The organism is Acinetobacter sp. ANC 4178, assembly GCF_004331175.1.
Lineage (GTDB): Bacteria > Pseudomonadota > Gammaproteobacteria > Pseudomonadales > Moraxellaceae > Acinetobacter.
Genome location: NZ_SJOD01000001.1, coordinates 467,865 through 485,640, shown reverse-complemented (window position 1 = coordinate 485,640; position 17,776 = coordinate 467,865). Strand labels below are relative to the sequence as shown.

The window sequence follows — 17,776 nt, the reverse complement described above, 5'->3', positions numbered from 1 at the left end:
ACCTCTGCTTTGTACTTGGCACTATTTTTTTCTTAAGGTAACTCATGGCGCAAGCTAAAAAATCCGTTGATATCAATAACATCCGAAATTTTTCGATTATTGCTCACATTGACCATGGTAAGTCGACTTTGGCTGACCGTTTTATTCAAATGTGTGGTGGTTTACAAGATCGTGAAATGCAAGCCCAAGTTTTGGACTCAATGGAGTTAGAACGCGAACGTGGGATTACCATTAAAGCGGCGTCTGTAACCTTGTATTACACACATCCAAACGGGCAAGAATATCAATTGAACTTCATTGATACGCCTGGGCACGTCGACTTTTCTTATGAAGTGTCTCGTTCTTTAGCGGCTTGTGAAGGCGCGTTATTGGTTGTAGATGCTGCACAAGGTGTTGAAGCACAATCGGTTGCAAACTGCTATACCGCAATTGAGCAAGGCCTAGAAGTTTTGCCAATTTTGAACAAAATTGATTTACCGCAAGCAGAACCAGAGCGCGTTATTCACGAAATTGAAGAAATTATCGGCATTGAAGCGACAGATGCTCCTACCTGTTCTGCAAAAACTGGTTTGGGTGTCGAGGGTGTACTTGAGCGTTTAGTCGATGTGATTCCTCCACCAGTAGGTGATCGTGAAGCGCCATTGCAAGCCTTAATTATTGACTCTTGGTTTGATAACTATTTAGGCGTTGTATCCCTCGTTCGTATTAAACAAGGTCGTATCCGTAAGGGCGACAAAATGTTGGTGAAATCGACAGGACAAACACATCCTGTGACTTCAGTAGGTGTGTTTAATCCTAAACATACTGATACCGACATGCTTGAAGCGGGTGAAGTAGGCTTTGTAATTGCCGGGATTAAAGATATTTTTGGTGCACCAGTAGGTGATACCATCACACTTGCAGCAACGCCAGAAGTCGCTATCTTACCGGGTTTCAAAAAGGTTAAACCACAGGTGTATGCGGGTCTTTTCCCAATTGATTCAAGTGATTTTGAACCATTCCGTGAAGCGTTGCAAAAATTACAAATCAATGACTCGGCATTGTTCTTTGAACCAGAAAGTTCAGATGCTTTAGGTTTTGGTTTCCGTTGTGGTTTCTTGGGCATGTTACATATGGAAATCGTTCAAGAGCGTCTTGAACGTGAATATGACCTTGACCTGATTAGTTCTGCGCCAACCGTAATTTATGAAGCGTTAACCAAAAAAGGCGAAACGATTTATATCGACAGCCCATCAAAAATGCCTGATGGATCTACGGTAGAAGATTTACGTGAGCCAATTGCTGAATGTCATATCCTTGTTCCGCAAGAATACTTGGGTAACGTGATGACCTTATGTATTGAGCGTCGCGGTATACAAAAAGATATGAAATTCTTGGGGAACCAAGTTTCGATTACCTTTGAAATCCCAATGGCGGAAGTTGTTATGGACTTCTTTGATAAGTTGAAATCATGTTCACGTGGTTTTGCTTCGCTAGACTATAACTTTGTGCGCTTTGAGAGTTCAGCTTTGGTTAAGGTTGATGTCTTAATTAATGGTGAAAAAGTTGATGCTTTGGCCATGATTTGTCACCGTCAAGATGCACGCCATCGCGGTATTGCACTCGTTGAAAAAATGAAAGATTTGATTCCACGTCAAATGTACGATGTGGCCATTCAGGCTGCAATTGGTGCGCAGATTATTGCCCGTTCAACTGTAAAAGCGATGCGTAAAAACGTATTGGCTAAATGTTATGGTGGTGATGTTTCGCGTAAGAAGAAACTTCTCTCTAAACAGAAAGAAGGTAAGAAACGCATGAAGCAAGTGGGTAGTGTAGAAATCCCGCAAGAAGCGTTCTTGGCTGTGTTGAAAGTAGAAAGATAAGAATTAGAGGTCGTTTAGCTCATGGATTTTGATTTTAATTTAATACTCGTGCCTGCCACACTGATTTTTTTCTTGGTGTGGTTGCTGGATAAGTTTGTATTTAAACAAAGACAAACCAAGGGTAGGGGTAATGAAAATTTCATTATTACATGGGCTTATGATTTCTGGCCTGTATTGGCGGTGGTTTTGGTTCTACGTTCATTCCTATATGAGCCATTTAATATTCCATCGGACTCTATGGTGCCGACGTTAGAAACAGGTGACTTTATTCTGGTGAATAAGTTTGACTACGGTGTGCGTTTGCCGATTGTGAATAAGAAAATTCTCGATGTGGGTGAGCCATCACGTGGTGATGTCATTGTTTTCCGTTATCCACCTCAACCGACGATTAGCTATATCAAGCGCGTTGTGGGTTTACCTGGTGATCATATTGTTTATGATCATGGTCAACTCACGATTAATGGGAAAAAAGTTGCGAAAGTTCCTGTTGAGTTTAGTCGTGAAAAAGATGCTTTAGATACACCGACTTCAATTTATCATAAAGAAACTTTGGGTGAACACACCTTTACCATGCGTGAGTTGGAAGGGGTGAATGTTGCTCGTCAAGCACCATTTATTAATTATATTGAAAATGGTAAATACTCAACTGAAAATGGTTTATATTGGGAAGTGAAAGTTCCTAAAGGGCACTACTTTGCGATGGGGGACAATCGTGATCAAAGTGCTGACAGTCGTTTTTGGGGATTTGTGCCTGAAGAGAACTTAACTGGGCGAGCATTTTATGTTTGGATGCATAAAGAGCCAGGTTTTAAACTGCCGTCATTTAGCCGTAATGGCAAAATTGATTAATTGACCAAAATGGAAAATAAAAAATGCGTCGAAATCAAAAGGGTGCATCATATATTGGTATTTTAATTGCAATTATTGGCTTTGCTTTTTTAGCAAAGGTCGCAATTGCAGTTTGGGGACCCTATTGGGATGATCGTGTGATTGATAGTCAGATTACAGAATTACTGCAAAGTAGTCCTGCTGATATCAGTCCGTCGAAATTTTCAAGTCAAATGGGGCAGCGTTTAGATATGAACAATGTTCGCGATATAAAATTCGAGGATATTGCTCAAGTGACAAATGTTGATGGTTTACAAGTGAAAAAGAGTTATGAGGTAAGAAAGCCTTTCTTACTGAATATTGATTTAGTGTTAAAGTTTGAGAAAAGTTTTGATCAAAGGTCAGCCCAAACTAAGTGATATTCGCTTGGTAAGTCGGATAGGTTATCAGTTTAAGCAAGCGGAGCTACTTCAGCTTGCTTTGACGCACCGTTCGGTAAGCCATAAATATAATTACGAGCGCTTAGAATTTCTAGGTGACTCGTTGTTAGGAATGATCATCGCCAATTATTTGTACCATGCTTATCCATATGAAAATGAAGGGCGTTTAACGCGTATGCGTGCGACTTTGGTTCGACAGGAAGCATTGGGTAAAATCGCAAATGATTTAAAACTCAGTACCAGCCTAATTTTAAGTACAGGTGAGTTAAAGTCGGGTGGACATCATCGTGAATCGATCTTGGCAGATACTGTTGAAGCCATTATTGGAGCAATTTATGTTGATTGTGCCGACTTAACGGTATTAGAGCGTATCGTGCTAAAATGGTACGAACCTTATTTAGACCATATCGAACCGACAGACCAACTGAAAGACCCTAAATCACGCTTGCAAGAGTATTTGCAAGCACGTAAGAAACCACTTCCTATTTATGAAGTGGTTGATATACAAGGGGATGCGCCTAACCAACATTTCAAGGTGAACTGTACGGTCGAAGGTTTACCACTATTTAAGGGTGAAGGTTCAAGTCGTCGTTTTGCAGAACAAGCTGCAGCGGCGGATATTTTAAAACTTTTGGAGCAGTAATCTGCCATGTCAAATTCTTCCGATCACATCGATGCTGATCACGAGTCGCAAAGCGACACTAATGATTTAATTGGCCAGTTTTTTAGTGAACAAGGCACCACGATTCCTTCTGATTTCAGAAGTGGTTTTGTTGCAATTGTTGGTCGCCCGAATGTGGGTAAATCAACATTGATGAATCACTTGCTGGGACAAAAACTTTCGATTACTTCACGTAAGCCGCAAACCACGCGTCATAAAATTGTCGGTATTGACTCGCGTGAAAAATCTCAGGCGGTATTCGTTGATACGCCAGGGATGCATAAAAAAGAAGTACGTGCCATCAATAAAATGATGAACCGTGCTGCGTCTTCTGCATTGCGTGATGTAAATTTAGTTATGTTTGTTCTGGATGCAGATAAGTGGACTCAAAACGATGAGCTCGTTTTGGAAAAACTTAAAAATGCAGAGATGCCAGTGATTTTGGTGATCAATAAAATTGATACACTCGAAAATAAAAACCATGCACTACCCTTAATTCAAGAACGCGCAAAATTGATGAATTTTGCTGAGATTGTTCCAGTTTCTGCACTACGTGGGGCAAACTTGGAGCATTTACGCGATACGATTGAGAAATATTTACCTTTCCAACCGCCAATGTATTCATTGGATCAACTTACAGATCGTTCTGAGCGTTTCTTGGCGTCAGAAATTATCCGTGAAAAGATTATGCGTCAGTTGGGTGAGGAACTACCTTATGATTTAACTGTGCAAATTGAGTCATTTAAGACTGAAGAAGCAACGGTGAATGAAAAAACAGGTCGTCCAAAGCCAGCGTGTACATATATTGATGCAACGATTTTTGTAGACCGTCCCGGCCAAAAAGCGATTGTGATTGGTGAAAAAGGCGCTAAGCTCAAGAAAATCGGTATGGATGCCCGTATTGATATGGAAAAAATGTTTGAACAAAAGATCATGCTTACCCTTTGGGTGAAAGTGAAAGGTGGCTGGTCAGACGATGAGCGAGCACTGAAAAGCTTGGGTTATAGCGATATCTAAGTTTTGATAAAACAAATTTTATAGGGATCGTGTGATGGTCAAAGTATTTGCAGTTATAGCTTGTATGTTATTTTTGCAAGGTTGTATCTACAAGATCGTCACTGTCCCTGTAAAGATTGCGTATAAAACCACAAAAGGTGTGGTGAAAGGAACCGCAGCAGTGGTAGGTGCTGTTATCCCAGATGGGGATGATGAGAACAGCGAACAGAATGATAAAGATAAAAAAGATTAGTTAATTCCTCATGCGCAATGAAGTACTGCATGGTTATTTAATTCACCATAGAAAATACCGTGAACGTAGTCATATTGTGCATTTATTTACTCAAGAGCACGGGCGAGTTGATGGTATTTTAAGACAAACCCCGCCACCACAATACCAGCCATTGCGTTTGCAAGCGTCGGGAAAGTCTGAACTCAAAAATTTCAGTAAACTTGAAATTATGCACCATCCCATTTTCTTTTTTGGCGATGCCTTTTTTTCTGGTTTTTATCTAAATGAAATTTTATTGCGTTTATGCCCGCTTGAAGTCGAAATGCCTGAGACTTTTCGTCAATATTCCTTGACTATTCAGCATTTACAAACACTCAGTCATCAAGCTAATCCAGCATTGTTTTTAAAACAAATCCTTCGACAATTTGAGCATGCATTATTGGAAGAGTTGGGTTATCCACTTGATTTTACAATAGATGCAAATCAGGCTGAAATTCAATCACATCAAAATTATGCTTTTCAGTTAAATGATGGCTTTATTCCAACTGTTCGTGCTTCATCTTCTACGCTATTGGGGCAGCAAATTCTGAGTATGCGGGATTATGAAAGTGGTAGGGAATTTAGCCTAGAACAGTTACAATTGTTGTCGAAGCTCTATAGGCAAATGATTACATCCTTGTTGGGAGATCGACCGTTGAAAAGTCGCCAACTCTGGATTCAAAACACTCAATCTAAAACGTGATTAGGAAAAAATGATGGCTGCTTTGCTTGGTGTAAATATTGACCATGTTGCAACTTTGCGACAAGCACGTGGAACAACGTATCCAGACCCAGTTAATGCTGCTTTAATTTGTGAGCAAGCGGGTGCTGAAGGGATTACACTGCATTTGCGTGAAGATCGTCGTCATATTCAAGATGATGATGTACGTCGTATGCGTCCAGTGTTAAAAACCCGCATGAATTTAGAGCTTGCTGTAACGCCTGAAATGATTGCATTTGCGAAAGAGATTCAGCCACAGCATGTATGTTTTGTACCAGAAAAGCGCCAAGAAGTAACCACAGAAGGTGGGTTGGATGTGGTTGGTCATTTTGATGATGTCAAAGCAGCGACACAAGAACTTATTGCGATAGGGTGTGATGTTTCACTCTTTATTGATGCTGACTTTGCTCAAATTGATGCTGCTGTTGCTTGCGGTGCACCCACCATTGAAATTCACACAGGGGCTTATGCGGATGCTGAAACGCCTGAAGCACAGCAACACGAGTTGGAGCGTATTGTGAAAGCTTCACGCTATGCTGCTGAAAAGGGTTTGGTGGTAAATGCGGGTCATGGTTTGAATCTGGAAAATGTTACTCCGATTGCGCAAATTCCTGAGATTCATGAATTGAATATTGGTCATTCTTTGATTGCAGATGCCGTATTTGTCGGGTTGGCGCAAGCAGTTCAAGAAATGAAAGCAGTGATTAAAGCTGCGCGTTGATTATCTATTTTAAGATTCAAATATGTCGAATATAAATTATGAAGAACTCATGAAGCCAGTCATTGGCTTTTTGGGTTGTACTACGCCACAAGCTTGGTTGGACGAAGCATTGGATCATCTTGATATTTTAATGCAAGACCATGCCAATTGTGAAAAAAAAGCAGCAGGTACAGCAATGAACCTGATGTTCCGTTATAGCTTCTTTACAGATTTACAGGTGAAACTGGCTCAATTGGTGCGTGAAGAAATGCTGCATTATGAGCAAGTGCTTGAGTTTATGAAGAAGCGTGGCCAAGAGTGGTCAAACTTAAGTGCGGGGCGCTATGCAGGTGGTTTGCGTAAGGAAGTGCGTACTTATGAGCCAGAAGCTTTAATTGATATTTTGATTATTGGGGCTTTTGTTGAGGCACGTTCGTGTGAGCGTTTCTATGCTCTTGCTCCATGTGTGGATGATGAGTTAGGGCGTTATTACCGTTACTTACTCAAATCCGAATCACGGCATTTTGAAGACTACTTGGCTTTGGCTTTAGAGGTTGCAGAAACAGGAAAGCTAAAAAATCCGCAAGAGGATATTCAGCAACGCATTGAACATATCCGTGAAGTTGAAAAAAATCTGATTTTATCGCCAGATGAAACTTTCCGTTTTCATAGCGGTATTCCAGTCGTAACAGCAGCGTAATGTGTAATCATGGTGTTTCAATAATATGAAGCACCATGATTTTATTGGATTGTATTTAATCCGGTGAGCGGAAAAAAAAGTCCAAGACCAATCAAGAAAATGAGACCAGTTTGCATGAAAAAGGCTGTATTAAATCCAGCATAAAATTGTTGTGCATAGACTGCAATCATTAGTGCTCCAACCCCATAAAAAAGCGTGTATAAGGCTCTAGAGAAAGCATAAAGCACACCCGATAAACTAATTATAAAACAGCCGAAAACCATGTAGTGCAAATCCCAAATGACACTATGAATGGCAAACAAGCCACAGACCAATAACCCAATAGAAAGATTCCGATAGCTTTGAAATCCTTTGTCTATACGATAGAGATAGGCAGCGAGTAAGGGAATTAAAAGTAATAAAAATGGAAAATAAGCTAGCTTGTTACGTCTCAAGAAGAAATTCGCCAGTTTGGGTGTAATTGCGTTTTCATTAAAGCTTAATCTAAGCCAACCGTTTTGATAACCTGTTGGAATTTGGGCATTCACTAAAAATTGTAATTGTTGCGAGTATGTAATTGGAAGTACATAGGCATCACTATGTCCATAAAAATACCAAGCTTTATTGGTTTGGATTGCTTGATAGTCAGTGTTATTAGCCGTGTTGAAATTAAAAATTGGAGTGGAAGTGGATTGAGATGATAGGGATATACAGGCTTGCGTTAATGTTCCATTGGTACAGATTGGCAGCACATAGAATTCAGCATCTTTGCGAGAGCTTTGTTGTCCACCAAAATCCAAATAAAAATGGAGTTGGCTACTTTGATTATTAAATGTGAATGAGGGGCTAAGCCAAGCGTGCTCCCCTAAACTTTTGGCTAATTCAGTCAGTTTTAAATTGGTTTCAATCGTGTTTGAGCGGGGATCAGCCATTGTTGTGTGGTGGGAATGGGTTGATTGGTAAGAGCATCATACAAGACAGGAGGGGTGGTGCTGAGTTTTTCGACTTTACCTTGCGGATGACAACTGATTAAGACAAGACTGATCAGAATAAGAAAACTGAGGAGTACAACGATCACAATTTTGAGCCTGAGTACGGCTTGTTGATTTTTTGCATTCATATATCGTGCTTTTTTTATAAAGATATGAGATGTTTTGTTTTTCATTATTTAGACATAAAAAAGCCCGCTTTTATGCCGCGGGCTTCTTTGTATTTGGCTCTCCAACCTGGGCTCGAACCAGGGACCTGCGGATTAACAGTCCGTCGCTCTACCGACTGAGCTATTGGAGAATCTGAATGCGATTATAAGCAGATTTTAAAGTAGGTCAAGCATTAGTGATATAAAAATATGGATTTTATAGTTGTATGTTTTATATTTGAGCAAACAGCGAGAATTTAAAGAGAAAATTAACTTTTGGCTTGTACTTTAAAAAAAGCATTGTTAGATTAATTAAAGAAAGTTGTTGGGGTATAAGCCTCAACTGTGTGGATTTAAACCAACTTGCCAGCACTAAAATGGCTAAATCGGAGTAAGCGAATGAATACGCTCAGCATCCCTGAAATTTTTTCTCAATTCTCATATTATCAAGAAAATTATCTATCTTTGATTCAGCAACCAGAGCTGTATTACACGGCTGTGGAAGGTGCATTTGTATCTGTTCGTCCATTTGCTACAGTACAATTGTATTTGGGTGATTTACTTCAATTATGGTTTTCTGAAAAGTGGTTGGTCGAGTCTACACGCCAAACTTGGATTGAATCATACTTTTCGACTCAGACTGAAGCGCAAGAGCGTGTCTATATTTATGCTTTAGAAGGGCAGCTTTGGTCAAAACCATTACAGGCCCAAGCTTGGTCGAAACCACAGCATGCTTCATGCACTATTCAGTTAGAGCATACCTTGAAATATTATTGCTACTACAAAGCGTTATCTGCACCGCAGTTTAAATTGAAACCTGTGCAAAAAAATTATCATCATGCTTAAACACGTGCATTTGCACAACACAGAGTGGTGTTGTGCAATCATTTCATTTTAAGCGCGAATAATCATGCAGGTTGCTGTGGCGTGGGCATAAAGTTTACCTTCTTCATCCACGATTTTTCCTTCAGACATGCCTAAGTTTTTACTCATGTTGATGACCGTACCAATTGCAATTAGGTCTTTATTTTGAGGAATTGGGCGACACATTTTAATATTCAGATCAATTGTACCGTAGCCAACACCCGCTTCTAGCATGGAGTGAATAGCACAACCTGTAACGGAATCGAGTACGGTTGCTGCAAAACCACCATGCACGCCACCTAAAGGGTTTAAATGACGATGATCAGCTTTGGCTTTAAAGTGAATGCTGCCTAGTGTGACTTTGTAGGGTGCCATTGGAATGGTTTCACTGATACTCGGTGCGGGAACCTTCCCAGTACACATGGCTTCAAGTAACTGTAACCCTGTCATTTCTTGAATATTCATTGGAAATCCTTACTTATTTTATTTAGTTCTAAAAAGGAACTTAATGGTAAAGATAATCCCCTAAGGAAAATCAAGTCAAGAAAAAATTGGAAAAACCGCTTTAAGCATCTAATTCATAAATTTTATCTAGGCTGTCTGCACCTGTTAAAATATGCAATGAAATACGTTCACCTGTTGCCCATGTAGCTTGATCAGAGTTGAGGTCAACATCTACGATGTCGATGTCACGACAAAGGGTGAGCGCACTTTCGATGACAATAAATTGAGGAGAGCGGGCTTTTAAGCATTTAGCAATGTAACGTTTAATATTCTGTTGTCGGTATACATCGATAATCTTATAGCGCATGATGAACTCATAGGCGTTTAGCTGTGTGTGAGCGTATCTTAGAAGATCGGATCATGAGTTACTATGCCTAATATGTTGCGAAATGTTTGATTCATAAAAATAAATAAGATTTACATTCATTTATAAAGTTTAAACAGTGAAATGATAAAAGTTATTGTTTAATATCAATTGATCAAAACTAAAACAATACTAAGGAAGATATAAACGTGAAGAAAATGCAGGCGCAGTGTTTATGTGGTGCAACGCAATTTACTGTGGATCTAATGAATTTTCAGGTTCATGTGTGCCATTGTTCACTTTGTCGTCGACAAAGTAGTGGTTTGCTCATGACCATTGATGTTGAACCAAGCAGTTTGGTTTTTCAAAATCAAGATCAATTGGGAATCTTTAAATCATCGGAATGGGGTGAGCGTGGTTTTTGCAAGCAATGTGGAACAACATTATTTTGGCGGATGCAAGATCATGGTTATTGTAATATTAATGTGTTTGCACTGGATGAATTGCCTAAAGAGCTGAGTTTAGACATGGAAATTTATATTGATAATAAACCTGATTTTTATTCACTGAGTCAGCCAACTAAAAAACTAACAGAGGCGGAAGTTGTTGCAATGTTTAACCCCTAAATATCTGTCGATAGTGACAAGATATAGAAATAAAAAAGAGCTCAACTATTGTAGAGCTCTTTTTTTACAAAATAATGAGTGAGATTATTTTGCTGCTTTTTCAGCTTCAATCGATGCAATTGCAGCGTCTACGCCTTCAATTGAATCAGCAGCTTTCTTGATACGTGCAAGCGCATCTACAAGCACTTCATCAGCAGTTGCATAAGAAATGCGCATGAAACCGCCAAGACCGAATGCATCACCAGGCACTACAGCTACGCCAGTTTCTTCCAATAACCATTCAGAGAATTCTGTGCAAGATTTTAAGCCTTTTGCGCGAATTAACGGACGAATGTTGGCATATGCATAGAATGCGCCATCAGCAGGTAAGCAAGAAATACCATTGATTTCATTTAAGCCATTCACGACTAAGTCATGACGACGTTTGAAAGCTTCAATCATTGGCTTAAGTACATCTTGAGAACCATTCAATGCAGCTTCAGCCGCAACTTGCGAAATTGAAGTTGGGTTAGAAGTTGATTGAGATTGGATTTTTTTCATTGCGCCAATGATTTTTGCAGGACCCGCTGCATAGCCAATACGCCAGCCAGTCATTGCATAGGCTTTAGAGACACCGTTTAATACAATTGTGCGGTCATATAAGTCTAGGGCAACAGTTGCAATGTTGTAGAACTCATCATCCCAACGGATTGGTTCGTACATGTCATCAGATGCAACAAATACTTGTGGGTGACGACGTAATACATCTGCCAAAGCTTCAAGTTCAGCTTTAGTATAAATCATGCCTGTTGGGTTAGATGGGCTATTCAGTACCACTAAACGTGTTTTTTCAGTGATTGCCGCTTCTAATTGTTCTGGTGTGATTTTGAAGCGCTGTTCTTCACCGCATTTCACAATGACAGGTGTGCCTTCAGCAATAATTACCATGTCTGGATAGCTTACCCAAAATGGCGCAGGAATAATTACTTCGTCACCTTTGTTTAACAAAGCCAATGCCAAGTTAAAGAAAGATTGTTTACCACCACAAGAAACCAAAATTTGGTTTGCTGCATAGTCAAGGTTATTGTCGCGTTTAAGTTTTGCAATAATTGCTTTTTTAAGGCCTGGCGTACCATCTACAGCGGTATATTTAGTAAAACCGTTGTTAATTGCTGCAATAGCAGCATCTTTGATGTGTTGCGGGGTGTCAAAATCTGGTTCACCAGCTCCCAAACCAATGACATTTTTACCAGCAGCTTTAAGTTCAGCAGCTTTGTTAGTCACAGCTAGTGTAGGGGACGGTTTGATGGCATTTACACGATCAGATAGACGTACGTCCACGGCGTTATTCCTTCTTAAGGGGGTAAAAAATAAAAAGCACATTATCTTAGCCTAAAAACAATGACTACGTCGTTTAAAATAAGCTCAAACACATAAAAAAATTCAATTTCGAAGTATCATCTTCAAAAATGTACAGAATTAGGAAGTTTCTCGCATCTTTATGAAAAAAACTTTAAAATAAGCCCAATTTGATGAGAGTGATGGTCATGAGTAAGCAACAGCCTACTTCTAAAAAACCTTTGGTGAATCTCCCATTCCCAATGCCAAATGCTGAGCAAGGTACTGACGATGATGTCGCACATAATCAGGTGCGCCCAAAACCTGAGCAATATGCAGATCGAACTTGGATGCCACCACGTGGTACACGACGTTCGATGGGTAAGCGTTAAAAAAAGAAGTGCATATGCACTTCTTTTTTTATGGGGAAATTAACGTGCTCGACGTTCATTGTCCTCATAATAGTGTTGTTTGTGCTGATACATCATTTGATCTGCGCGTTTAAGCATGTCTTCAATACGTTCATGTGCTTTGACTGTTGCATGACCTATTGCGAGGCTAATCGGCTGACTGGCATAAAATTGATTGTCGACATGTAACAGCTCTTGCAAACTTTGCAGGCAGTTTTGTAATGCGGCTTCATCTGCACCTGGTAAAAGCACCACTAATTCATCACCACCTATTCGGGAAGCGGAATATAAGGTGTTTTGAATGAGTTGATTTAATATTCCGCCCATGCGCCGAAGCAGTCCATCACCAACATCATGTCCTAAGCTGTCGTTGACTTCTTTTAAGCCATTCATGTCCAGAAAAATACACGAGGCAGGGCGTATGGGACTGCGTTCTAAACGGTTCATTTCTTCGGTATAAAATGAGCGGTTGTAGAGTTTGGTCAAGACATCATGTTTGCCTAAATATTCCAGATAATTTTCAGCTTTTTTTCGTGCTGTAATATCGGTCAGTGCAACCTGCACCATGCTCCAATCATCTTTGTAGTCAGGAAAAACGGTAAATTGTAGTAAGACATGTCGGATACTGCCATCAAGGGCATAATTCACGGCTTCCCGTTGATGATGAATATTACCATTCCATAATTCAATCAATTGCTCTCGAAAGGTTTGCACCATTTCTTTCGCAAAAATTTTATGGGTACTTTTAAACAAAATGTCTTTGTCGGCCGCGCCAAATAAATCAAGCGTTGCTTGGTTAACATCAATGATAATAATGTCCTGAATACATTGCAGAATAAAATCATGATGTACATCCAAGAAGGTTTGAAAGTCTTGAATGCCCATGTTTCTCAATTGATCAAGCCGATATTTGATTCGGCTAAAGTCTTCGACCCACAAAGACGTGGGAGAATACTTAAATCTTGATTCAGCCAGTAATCGATTTTTTTCTTCTAATCGACAGGCGGTTTTATATGGGGTGATATCTTCAGTGGTGATTAATAACAGGGATAAATCATGTTCATGGCCTGGAATCACTGTACCGCGTAGTTGAATATCTAAGCGTTGTCCTGAAATGGTGTAATTGACTGTACTACTGATAAATTCAGTCTGTCCGTCCCATAAACTCAGGAGTTCTTGAATATGGGTTTTGGCCATATCTTGCTTAAATATAAGATCCAGATTTTGTTGTAAGTGCGTTAAGTCATGGGCTTGAAATAGCGCCAAAGTTTTTGCATTGACTTTCAGAATCTTAATTTTACGTGCGCACTCTAAAACGCGTGATTCATCTTCGAGTAAAAATTGTTGGAGGTCTTGGATGCCTTGCGTTCGCCAAAGATCAAATTGTTTTCTGACCTCGCTAAAGTCTTCTAGCCACATGGCGATGGGGGATAATTCAAAAATTGAGGAATCGAGTAATTCCATGAATTGCTCATATTTATTATTTAAGTTGAGCTTAGTATAGGGATAATTTTTTCATTTTTAAATCATGTGATTAATAAAAGCCTTAAATCGTATTTTGTGATGATTTTGGCATTAAAATTGCCATAAAATGGGGTTGTCTGAACTTTATTTTCAGCGCAGCCCCATGTTGATGGTGCTGAATTAGTGAGCGGATTTTCGGGCTTTGTTTTCTGGTTTGGGGGCGGTTATTTCGCGTTGATGATTCCAAACATCGAGGAAATCTTGTTCATTGATGTTGTAAAGCTCAAGTAATGCAAGCACGACACCGCCAATAACCATACGGCTTTCTAAAGGGGAGTCGATACGAAATTCTTTTTCATCTAGGTTGTGCAAAATATCTTCAATTTCAAAAATACGATCTCGTCCGTTACTATCAGTTGGATACATTGGAGTATTCAAAATAATTTGTGCCAGACTTTTTTCATTGTCTGCCAAAGGGAGCTGTTCAATCACTTGATCAAGGGGTTCACTTGGGAAAATGACTTGGTCTTGCAAGACGGCTTTTAAGAATGCTTGACGTAATTTAGGTAAGGTTTGTTCCACAAAAGGACGGAATGAGACAGGGAAAATGACATTATGAGAAATGCCTTTAAACATCGGTGCGATTTCTTCAACTTTGTAACCAGCAACACCACAACCGACTGAAGTAATGAAGTATTTGGTTTTAGGATGATGCTGGGTATAAATTTTAAAATCATCAATATAATGTTGAATTTGTGAAAGTGGCATTTGTTGTAAATGCTCATTCATGGTGGGAATGGCATAGCTTTGACCTGCCCAGCCACGTCCTGCACCTTTCATGGCACCAAAATGTAATAAAGCGATTTTGGCAGCACCACCCGCATGCGTACCCGCCATATTACTGCCAAAAACAAAAATGGTATCTTCAGGTAAACTTTTGACTATTGTTTCATCGTGGTAATGGTAGCGCATAAGTATTTTATCTAATCATCATTATTCATTCATGTTGCAACTGAATAGGGCATGGGTCAAGTAGCAGGCTATGCTTTTTTAAACAGATTATTTGTAGGGTTCATTTAAGCGAGACGTTAAATATTCAGTCTGCTTCATGTAAAAGTCCAACAATGCTTATTGCATGTTGCTCAACAGCCCCCATACTATGTTAAGTCATAAGTGTGCCGAAGATGGAAACCATGCAAGAGCGTCAAAAACCTGTGCAAGATAACCCACAACCTTTTGATTTGGTGACTCAGTTTCAACCTGCTGGGGATCAGCCGCAGGCGATTGAAAAACTGGTACATGGTGTGGAGCAAGGTTATCGCAATCAATTGTTACTTGGGGTGACGGGGTCTGGTAAGACCTACACCATGGCGAATGTGATCGCTCAGACACAACGGCCCACCATTATCATGGCGCATAACAAGACACTTGCAGCCCAGCTTTATGGTGAATTTAAAGCATTTTTCCCGAACAATGCGGTTGAGTATTTCGTCAGTTATTACGATTACTACCAACCAGAAGCTTATGTCCCTTCTTCTGATACATTTATTGAAAAAGATTCAGCAATTAATGATCATATTGATCAGATGCGTTTGTCTGCAACGCGGGCTTTGTTGGAACGTCGGGATGCCATTATTGTAGCTTCGGTTTCTGCTATTTATGGTTTGGGCGATCCGAATGCCTATATGAGTATGTTGTTGCATATTGTACAGGGCGATCGAATGAACCGAGATGAGATCATTCGTCGTCTGGTTGAAATGCAATATAGCCGTAACGAATTAGAATTTTTACGTGCGACCTATCGTATCCGTGGTGAAATCATTGATATTTTTCCTGCTGAATCGGATCAACATGCGATTCGAATTGAACTGTTTGATGATGAGGTCGATTCGATCCGTTGGTTTGATCCATTAACAGGGAAAATGATTAGAAAAGTCCCGCGAGTCACCATTTATCCAAAAAGCCATTATGTAACACCCAAAGATAATCTTGAACGTGCGATTGGCACTATTCGTGAAGAACTGAAAGAGCGATTGGTGTTTTTCCGTGAACACGACAAATTGCTGGAAGCGCAGCGAATTGAACAACGTACCCGTTATGATTTGGAAATGATGCAGCAGTTGGGTTATACCAATGGTATTGAAAACTATTCACGTCATTTATCTGGACGGCCATCAGGGGAAGCACCGCCTACCTTGTTTGATTATATCCCTGATGATGCCTTATTAATTATTGATGAATCGCATGTGACGGTGCCGCAGATTGGCGCCATGTATAAAGGTGACCGCTCGCGTAAAGAAAATCTGGTGAATTATGGTTTTCGTTTGCCAAGTGCGCTAGATAACCGTCCAATGAAATTTGAGGAATGGGAGCGTATTGTTCCGAGTACCATTTATGTGAGTGCAACTCCAGCAAAGTATGAATTGGAGAAATCGGAACAAGTGGTTGAACAGGTGGTACGACCGACAGGATTGGTTGATCCTGAAATCGAAATCCGTCCAGTATTAACTCAAGTCGATGATGTACTGTCGGAAATTAATATTCGTAAAGAACTCAATGAACGCGTGTTGATTACAACCTTAACCAAGCGTATGGCAGAAGATTTGACCTCATATTTAAAAGAATATGGTGTGAAAGTCGCATATTTACATTCAGATATTGATACGGTTGAGCGAGTGAAAATTATTCACGAATTACGTTCTGGTATCCATGATGTCTTGGTGGGTATTAACTTGTTACGTGAAGGCTTAGATATGCCTGAAGTGTCTTTGGTGGCGATTTTGGATGCTGATAAAGAAGGCTTTTTACGTTCAGAACGTTCTTTAATTCAAACCATTGGTCGTGCTGCACGTAATTTAAAAGGTAAAGCGATTCTGTATGCCGATCGTATAACCGACTCTATGCAAAAGGCGATTGATGAAACCGACCGTCGCCGTGCCAAACAAATTGAATTTAATTTGGAACATGGCATTACTCCGCGCAGCGCTGTACGTCAGGTTGTCAAGGAAATTGACACAGGTGAAGTACTCAATGATGATCAGATTGATGCCAAGATTACAGATCAGGCTCAAGCCTTGTCTGCGGATGAACAGCATATTTTGTCGAATCCGAAGTTGTTTAGTAAACACATGGCTAAGCTGGAAAAAGAGATGTTAAAAGCATCGAAAGAGTTACAGTTTGAACAAGCAGCGCGTTTGCGAGATGAAATTGTGCGCCTTAAAGCCCAATTGTTGCGATGAGTTCACACACTTTTCGCTTCGAAATCATTACATAACGCTACAGTGTGTTGAGTCAAAGCCCGTTATTTTTTAAGAAATTAAATTTGGGCTTTGACTAAATCAATCTTTTTAAAGGATGTAGTTATGCGTAAAAATAATATTCCTAAAGCAAGTTGGCAGATTACAAAAATTGTTATTGGGGGAGCGATTTTGGTCGGGTTGGGCGCGGCGACTTTGGCTTATGCGCAAACTAAACCCATGCCAGTGGTAGAAAAAGTTGAATTGGATCGTTATTTAGGTGTGTGGTATGAGGTTGCACGTAAACCTATGTTTTTTCAAAATAAGTGTGCAAGAGATGTTTCTGCAATCTATACCCTAAATGAAAATGGGAACGTGAGTGTTGATAATCGGTGTTATTCCAAAGATGGCATCTTACAGCAGGCGATAGGCGAGGCTTTTGTTAAGAATCCACCGTTTAATTCTAAGCTACAGGTTAGTTTCCTCCCAGAAGTAGCACGTTGGATTCCTGTTGCACGAGGGGATTATTGGATTTTAAAACTGGATGATGACTATCAAACTGTTTTAGTCGGTGAGCCACGCCGAAAATACATGTGGGTACTGTCACGGACACCAGAAGTGAAACCTGAAGTCATTAATGAATATTTAGAATATGCCAAAACACTGGGCTATGATTTGAGTGATTTAATCCGAACTACGCACAGTAAAGTCAAACCAGAATAATTTTAAGGCTTAAAGCAGGTTTTAAGGATCAA

At 39.9% G+C, this 17,776-nt stretch carries 21 protein-coding genes and 1 tRNA gene; 14 read left to right on the top strand and 8 right to left on the bottom strand.

The annotated features are described in order from the left end of the window. The first annotated feature begins 44 nt into the window (after positions 1–44). The 9 genes from lepA to E0H87_RS02250 are packed head-to-tail and all read left to right on the top strand — an operon-like array spanning position 45 to position 7,179. Entirely contained in the window at positions 45–1,862 is a 1,818-nt protein-coding gene (lepA, locus tag E0H87_RS02290; protein WP_131322015.1) for a translation elongation factor 4, read from the top strand. Positions 1,863–1,883: 21 nt separating this feature from the next. Then, positions 1,884–2,711 (top strand): signal peptidase I, encoded by an 828-nt coding sequence (gene lepB, locus E0H87_RS02285; protein ID WP_131322013.1) that lies wholly within the window; start codon positions 1,884–1,886, stop codon positions 2,709–2,711. A 23-nt stretch (positions 2,712–2,734) separates the two neighbouring features. Then, positions 2,735–3,109, top strand: a complete 375-nt coding sequence (locus E0H87_RS02280; protein ID WP_131322012.1) for a DUF4845 domain-containing protein — start codon at positions 2,735–2,737, stop codon at positions 3,107–3,109. After that, a complete protein-coding gene (gene rnc / locus E0H87_RS02275) occupies positions 3,081–3,773 on the top strand; it encodes a ribonuclease III (RefSeq protein ID WP_131322011.1) in 693 nt (230 codons plus the stop codon). Before E0H87_RS02280 ends, rnc begins: the two co-directional genes overlap by 29 nt. Positions 3,774–3,779: 6 nt before the next feature. Then, positions 3,780–4,808 carry a GTPase Era gene (gene era / locus E0H87_RS02270; protein WP_131322010.1) on the top strand — a complete coding sequence of 343 codons (1,029 nt, stop codon included), beginning with the start codon at positions 3,780–3,782 and terminating at the stop codon, positions 4,806–4,808. A 34-nt stretch (positions 4,809–4,842) separates the two neighbouring features. Then, positions 4,843–5,040, top strand: coding sequence for an NF038104 family lipoprotein (locus E0H87_RS02265; RefSeq protein ID WP_131322009.1), 198 nt, complete (start codon positions 4,843–4,845; stop codon positions 5,038–5,040). 10 nt (positions 5,041–5,050) lie between these two features. Then, positions 5,051–5,761: a DNA repair protein RecO gene (recO, locus tag E0H87_RS02260; RefSeq protein ID WP_131322008.1), complete on the top strand. Its 711-nt coding sequence runs from the start codon at positions 5,051–5,053 to the stop codon at positions 5,759–5,761. Positions 5,762–5,774: 13 nt separating this feature from the next. Then, positions 5,775–6,500: a pyridoxine 5'-phosphate synthase gene (pdxJ, locus tag E0H87_RS02255; protein WP_131322007.1), complete on the top strand. Its 726-nt coding sequence runs from the start codon at positions 5,775–5,777 to the stop codon at positions 6,498–6,500. Between the two features lie 22 nt (positions 6,501–6,522). Then, positions 6,523–7,179 carry a tRNA-(ms[2]io[6]A)-hydroxylase gene (locus E0H87_RS02250; RefSeq protein WP_131322006.1) on the top strand — a complete coding sequence of 219 codons (657 nt, stop codon included), beginning with the start codon at positions 6,523–6,525 and terminating at the stop codon, positions 7,177–7,179. 41 nt (positions 7,180–7,220) lie between these two features. Here E0H87_RS02250 and E0H87_RS02245 read toward each other — a convergent pair whose 3' ends face one another. The 3 genes from E0H87_RS02245 to E0H87_RS02235 form a co-directional block, all read right to left on the bottom strand. Beyond that, positions 7,221–8,090 (bottom strand): hypothetical protein, encoded by an 870-nt coding sequence (locus E0H87_RS02245; RefSeq protein WP_131322005.1) that lies wholly within the window; start codon positions 8,088–8,090, stop codon positions 7,221–7,223. Next, positions 8,051–8,278 (bottom strand): hypothetical protein, encoded by a 228-nt coding sequence (locus E0H87_RS02240; protein ID WP_131322003.1) that lies wholly within the window; start codon positions 8,276–8,278, stop codon positions 8,051–8,053. Before E0H87_RS02240 ends, E0H87_RS02245 begins: the two co-directional genes overlap by 40 nt. A gap of 94 nt (positions 8,279–8,372) precedes the next feature. Then, positions 8,373–8,448: transfer RNA gene (locus tag E0H87_RS02235), tRNA-Asn, on the bottom strand. A gap of 247 nt (positions 8,449–8,695) precedes the next feature. Between E0H87_RS02235 and E0H87_RS02230 the strand changes: the two genes are divergently transcribed. Beyond that, positions 8,696–9,142 carry a hypothetical protein gene (locus tag E0H87_RS02230; protein ID WP_131322001.1) on the top strand — a complete coding sequence of 149 codons (447 nt, stop codon included), beginning with the start codon at positions 8,696–8,698 and terminating at the stop codon, positions 9,140–9,142. A 48-nt stretch (positions 9,143–9,190) separates the two neighbouring features. On the opposite strand, the gene E0H87_RS02225 is transcribed toward E0H87_RS02230, so the two are convergent. Beyond that, positions 9,191–9,625: a PaaI family thioesterase gene (locus tag E0H87_RS02225; RefSeq protein ID WP_131321999.1), complete on the bottom strand. Its 435-nt coding sequence runs from the start codon at positions 9,623–9,625 to the stop codon at positions 9,191–9,193. A 100-nt stretch (positions 9,626–9,725) separates the two neighbouring features. After that, positions 9,726–9,971 carry a hypothetical protein gene (locus E0H87_RS02220; protein ID WP_131321997.1) on the bottom strand — a complete coding sequence of 82 codons (246 nt, stop codon included), beginning with the start codon at positions 9,969–9,971 and terminating at the stop codon, positions 9,726–9,728. Between the two features lie 215 nt (positions 9,972–10,186). Here E0H87_RS02220 and E0H87_RS02215 point away from each other — a divergent pair, with 215 nt between their 5' ends. Continuing rightward, positions 10,187–10,594 carry a GFA family protein gene (locus E0H87_RS02215; protein WP_131322492.1) on the top strand — a complete coding sequence of 136 codons (408 nt, stop codon included), beginning with the start codon at positions 10,187–10,189 and terminating at the stop codon, positions 10,592–10,594. A gap of 84 nt (positions 10,595–10,678) precedes the next feature. Here the strand turns inward: E0H87_RS02215 and E0H87_RS02210 are convergent, their stop codons facing one another. Beyond that, positions 10,679–11,914, bottom strand: coding sequence for a pyridoxal phosphate-dependent aminotransferase (locus tag E0H87_RS02210; RefSeq protein WP_131321995.1), 1,236 nt, complete (start codon positions 11,912–11,914; stop codon positions 10,679–10,681). A 206-nt stretch (positions 11,915–12,120) separates the two neighbouring features. Between E0H87_RS02210 and E0H87_RS02205 the strand changes: the two genes are divergently transcribed. Continuing rightward, positions 12,121–12,303: a hypothetical protein gene (locus E0H87_RS02205; protein WP_131321993.1), complete on the top strand. Its 183-nt coding sequence runs from the start codon at positions 12,121–12,123 to the stop codon at positions 12,301–12,303. A 39-nt stretch (positions 12,304–12,342) separates the two neighbouring features. Here the strand turns inward: E0H87_RS02205 and E0H87_RS02200 are convergent, their stop codons facing one another. Next, entirely contained in the window at positions 12,343–13,785 is a 1,443-nt protein-coding gene (locus E0H87_RS02200) for a sensor domain-containing diguanylate cyclase (RefSeq protein ID WP_131321991.1), read from the bottom strand. Between the two features lie 180 nt (positions 13,786–13,965). Next, positions 13,966–14,757, bottom strand: a complete 792-nt coding sequence (locus tag E0H87_RS02195; RefSeq protein ID WP_131321988.1) for a hypothetical protein — start codon at positions 14,755–14,757, stop codon at positions 13,966–13,968. Positions 14,758–14,978: 221 nt separating this feature from the next. On the opposite strand from E0H87_RS02195, the gene uvrB reads away from it, so the two are divergent. Together uvrB and E0H87_RS02185 are read left to right on the top strand one after the other, a co-directional pair. Continuing rightward, the gene (gene uvrB / locus E0H87_RS02190) at positions 14,979–17,024 is read left to right on the top strand and encodes an excinuclease ABC subunit UvrB (RefSeq protein ID WP_131322491.1); all 2,046 of its coding nucleotides are present in this window, start codon (positions 14,979–14,981) and stop codon (positions 17,022–17,024) included. 123 nt (positions 17,025–17,147) lie between these two features. Beyond that, the gene (locus tag E0H87_RS02185) at positions 17,148–17,744 is read left to right on the top strand and encodes a lipocalin family protein (protein WP_131321986.1); all 597 of its coding nucleotides are present in this window, start codon (positions 17,148–17,150) and stop codon (positions 17,742–17,744) included. Positions 17,745–17,776: the final 32 nt, after the last annotated feature.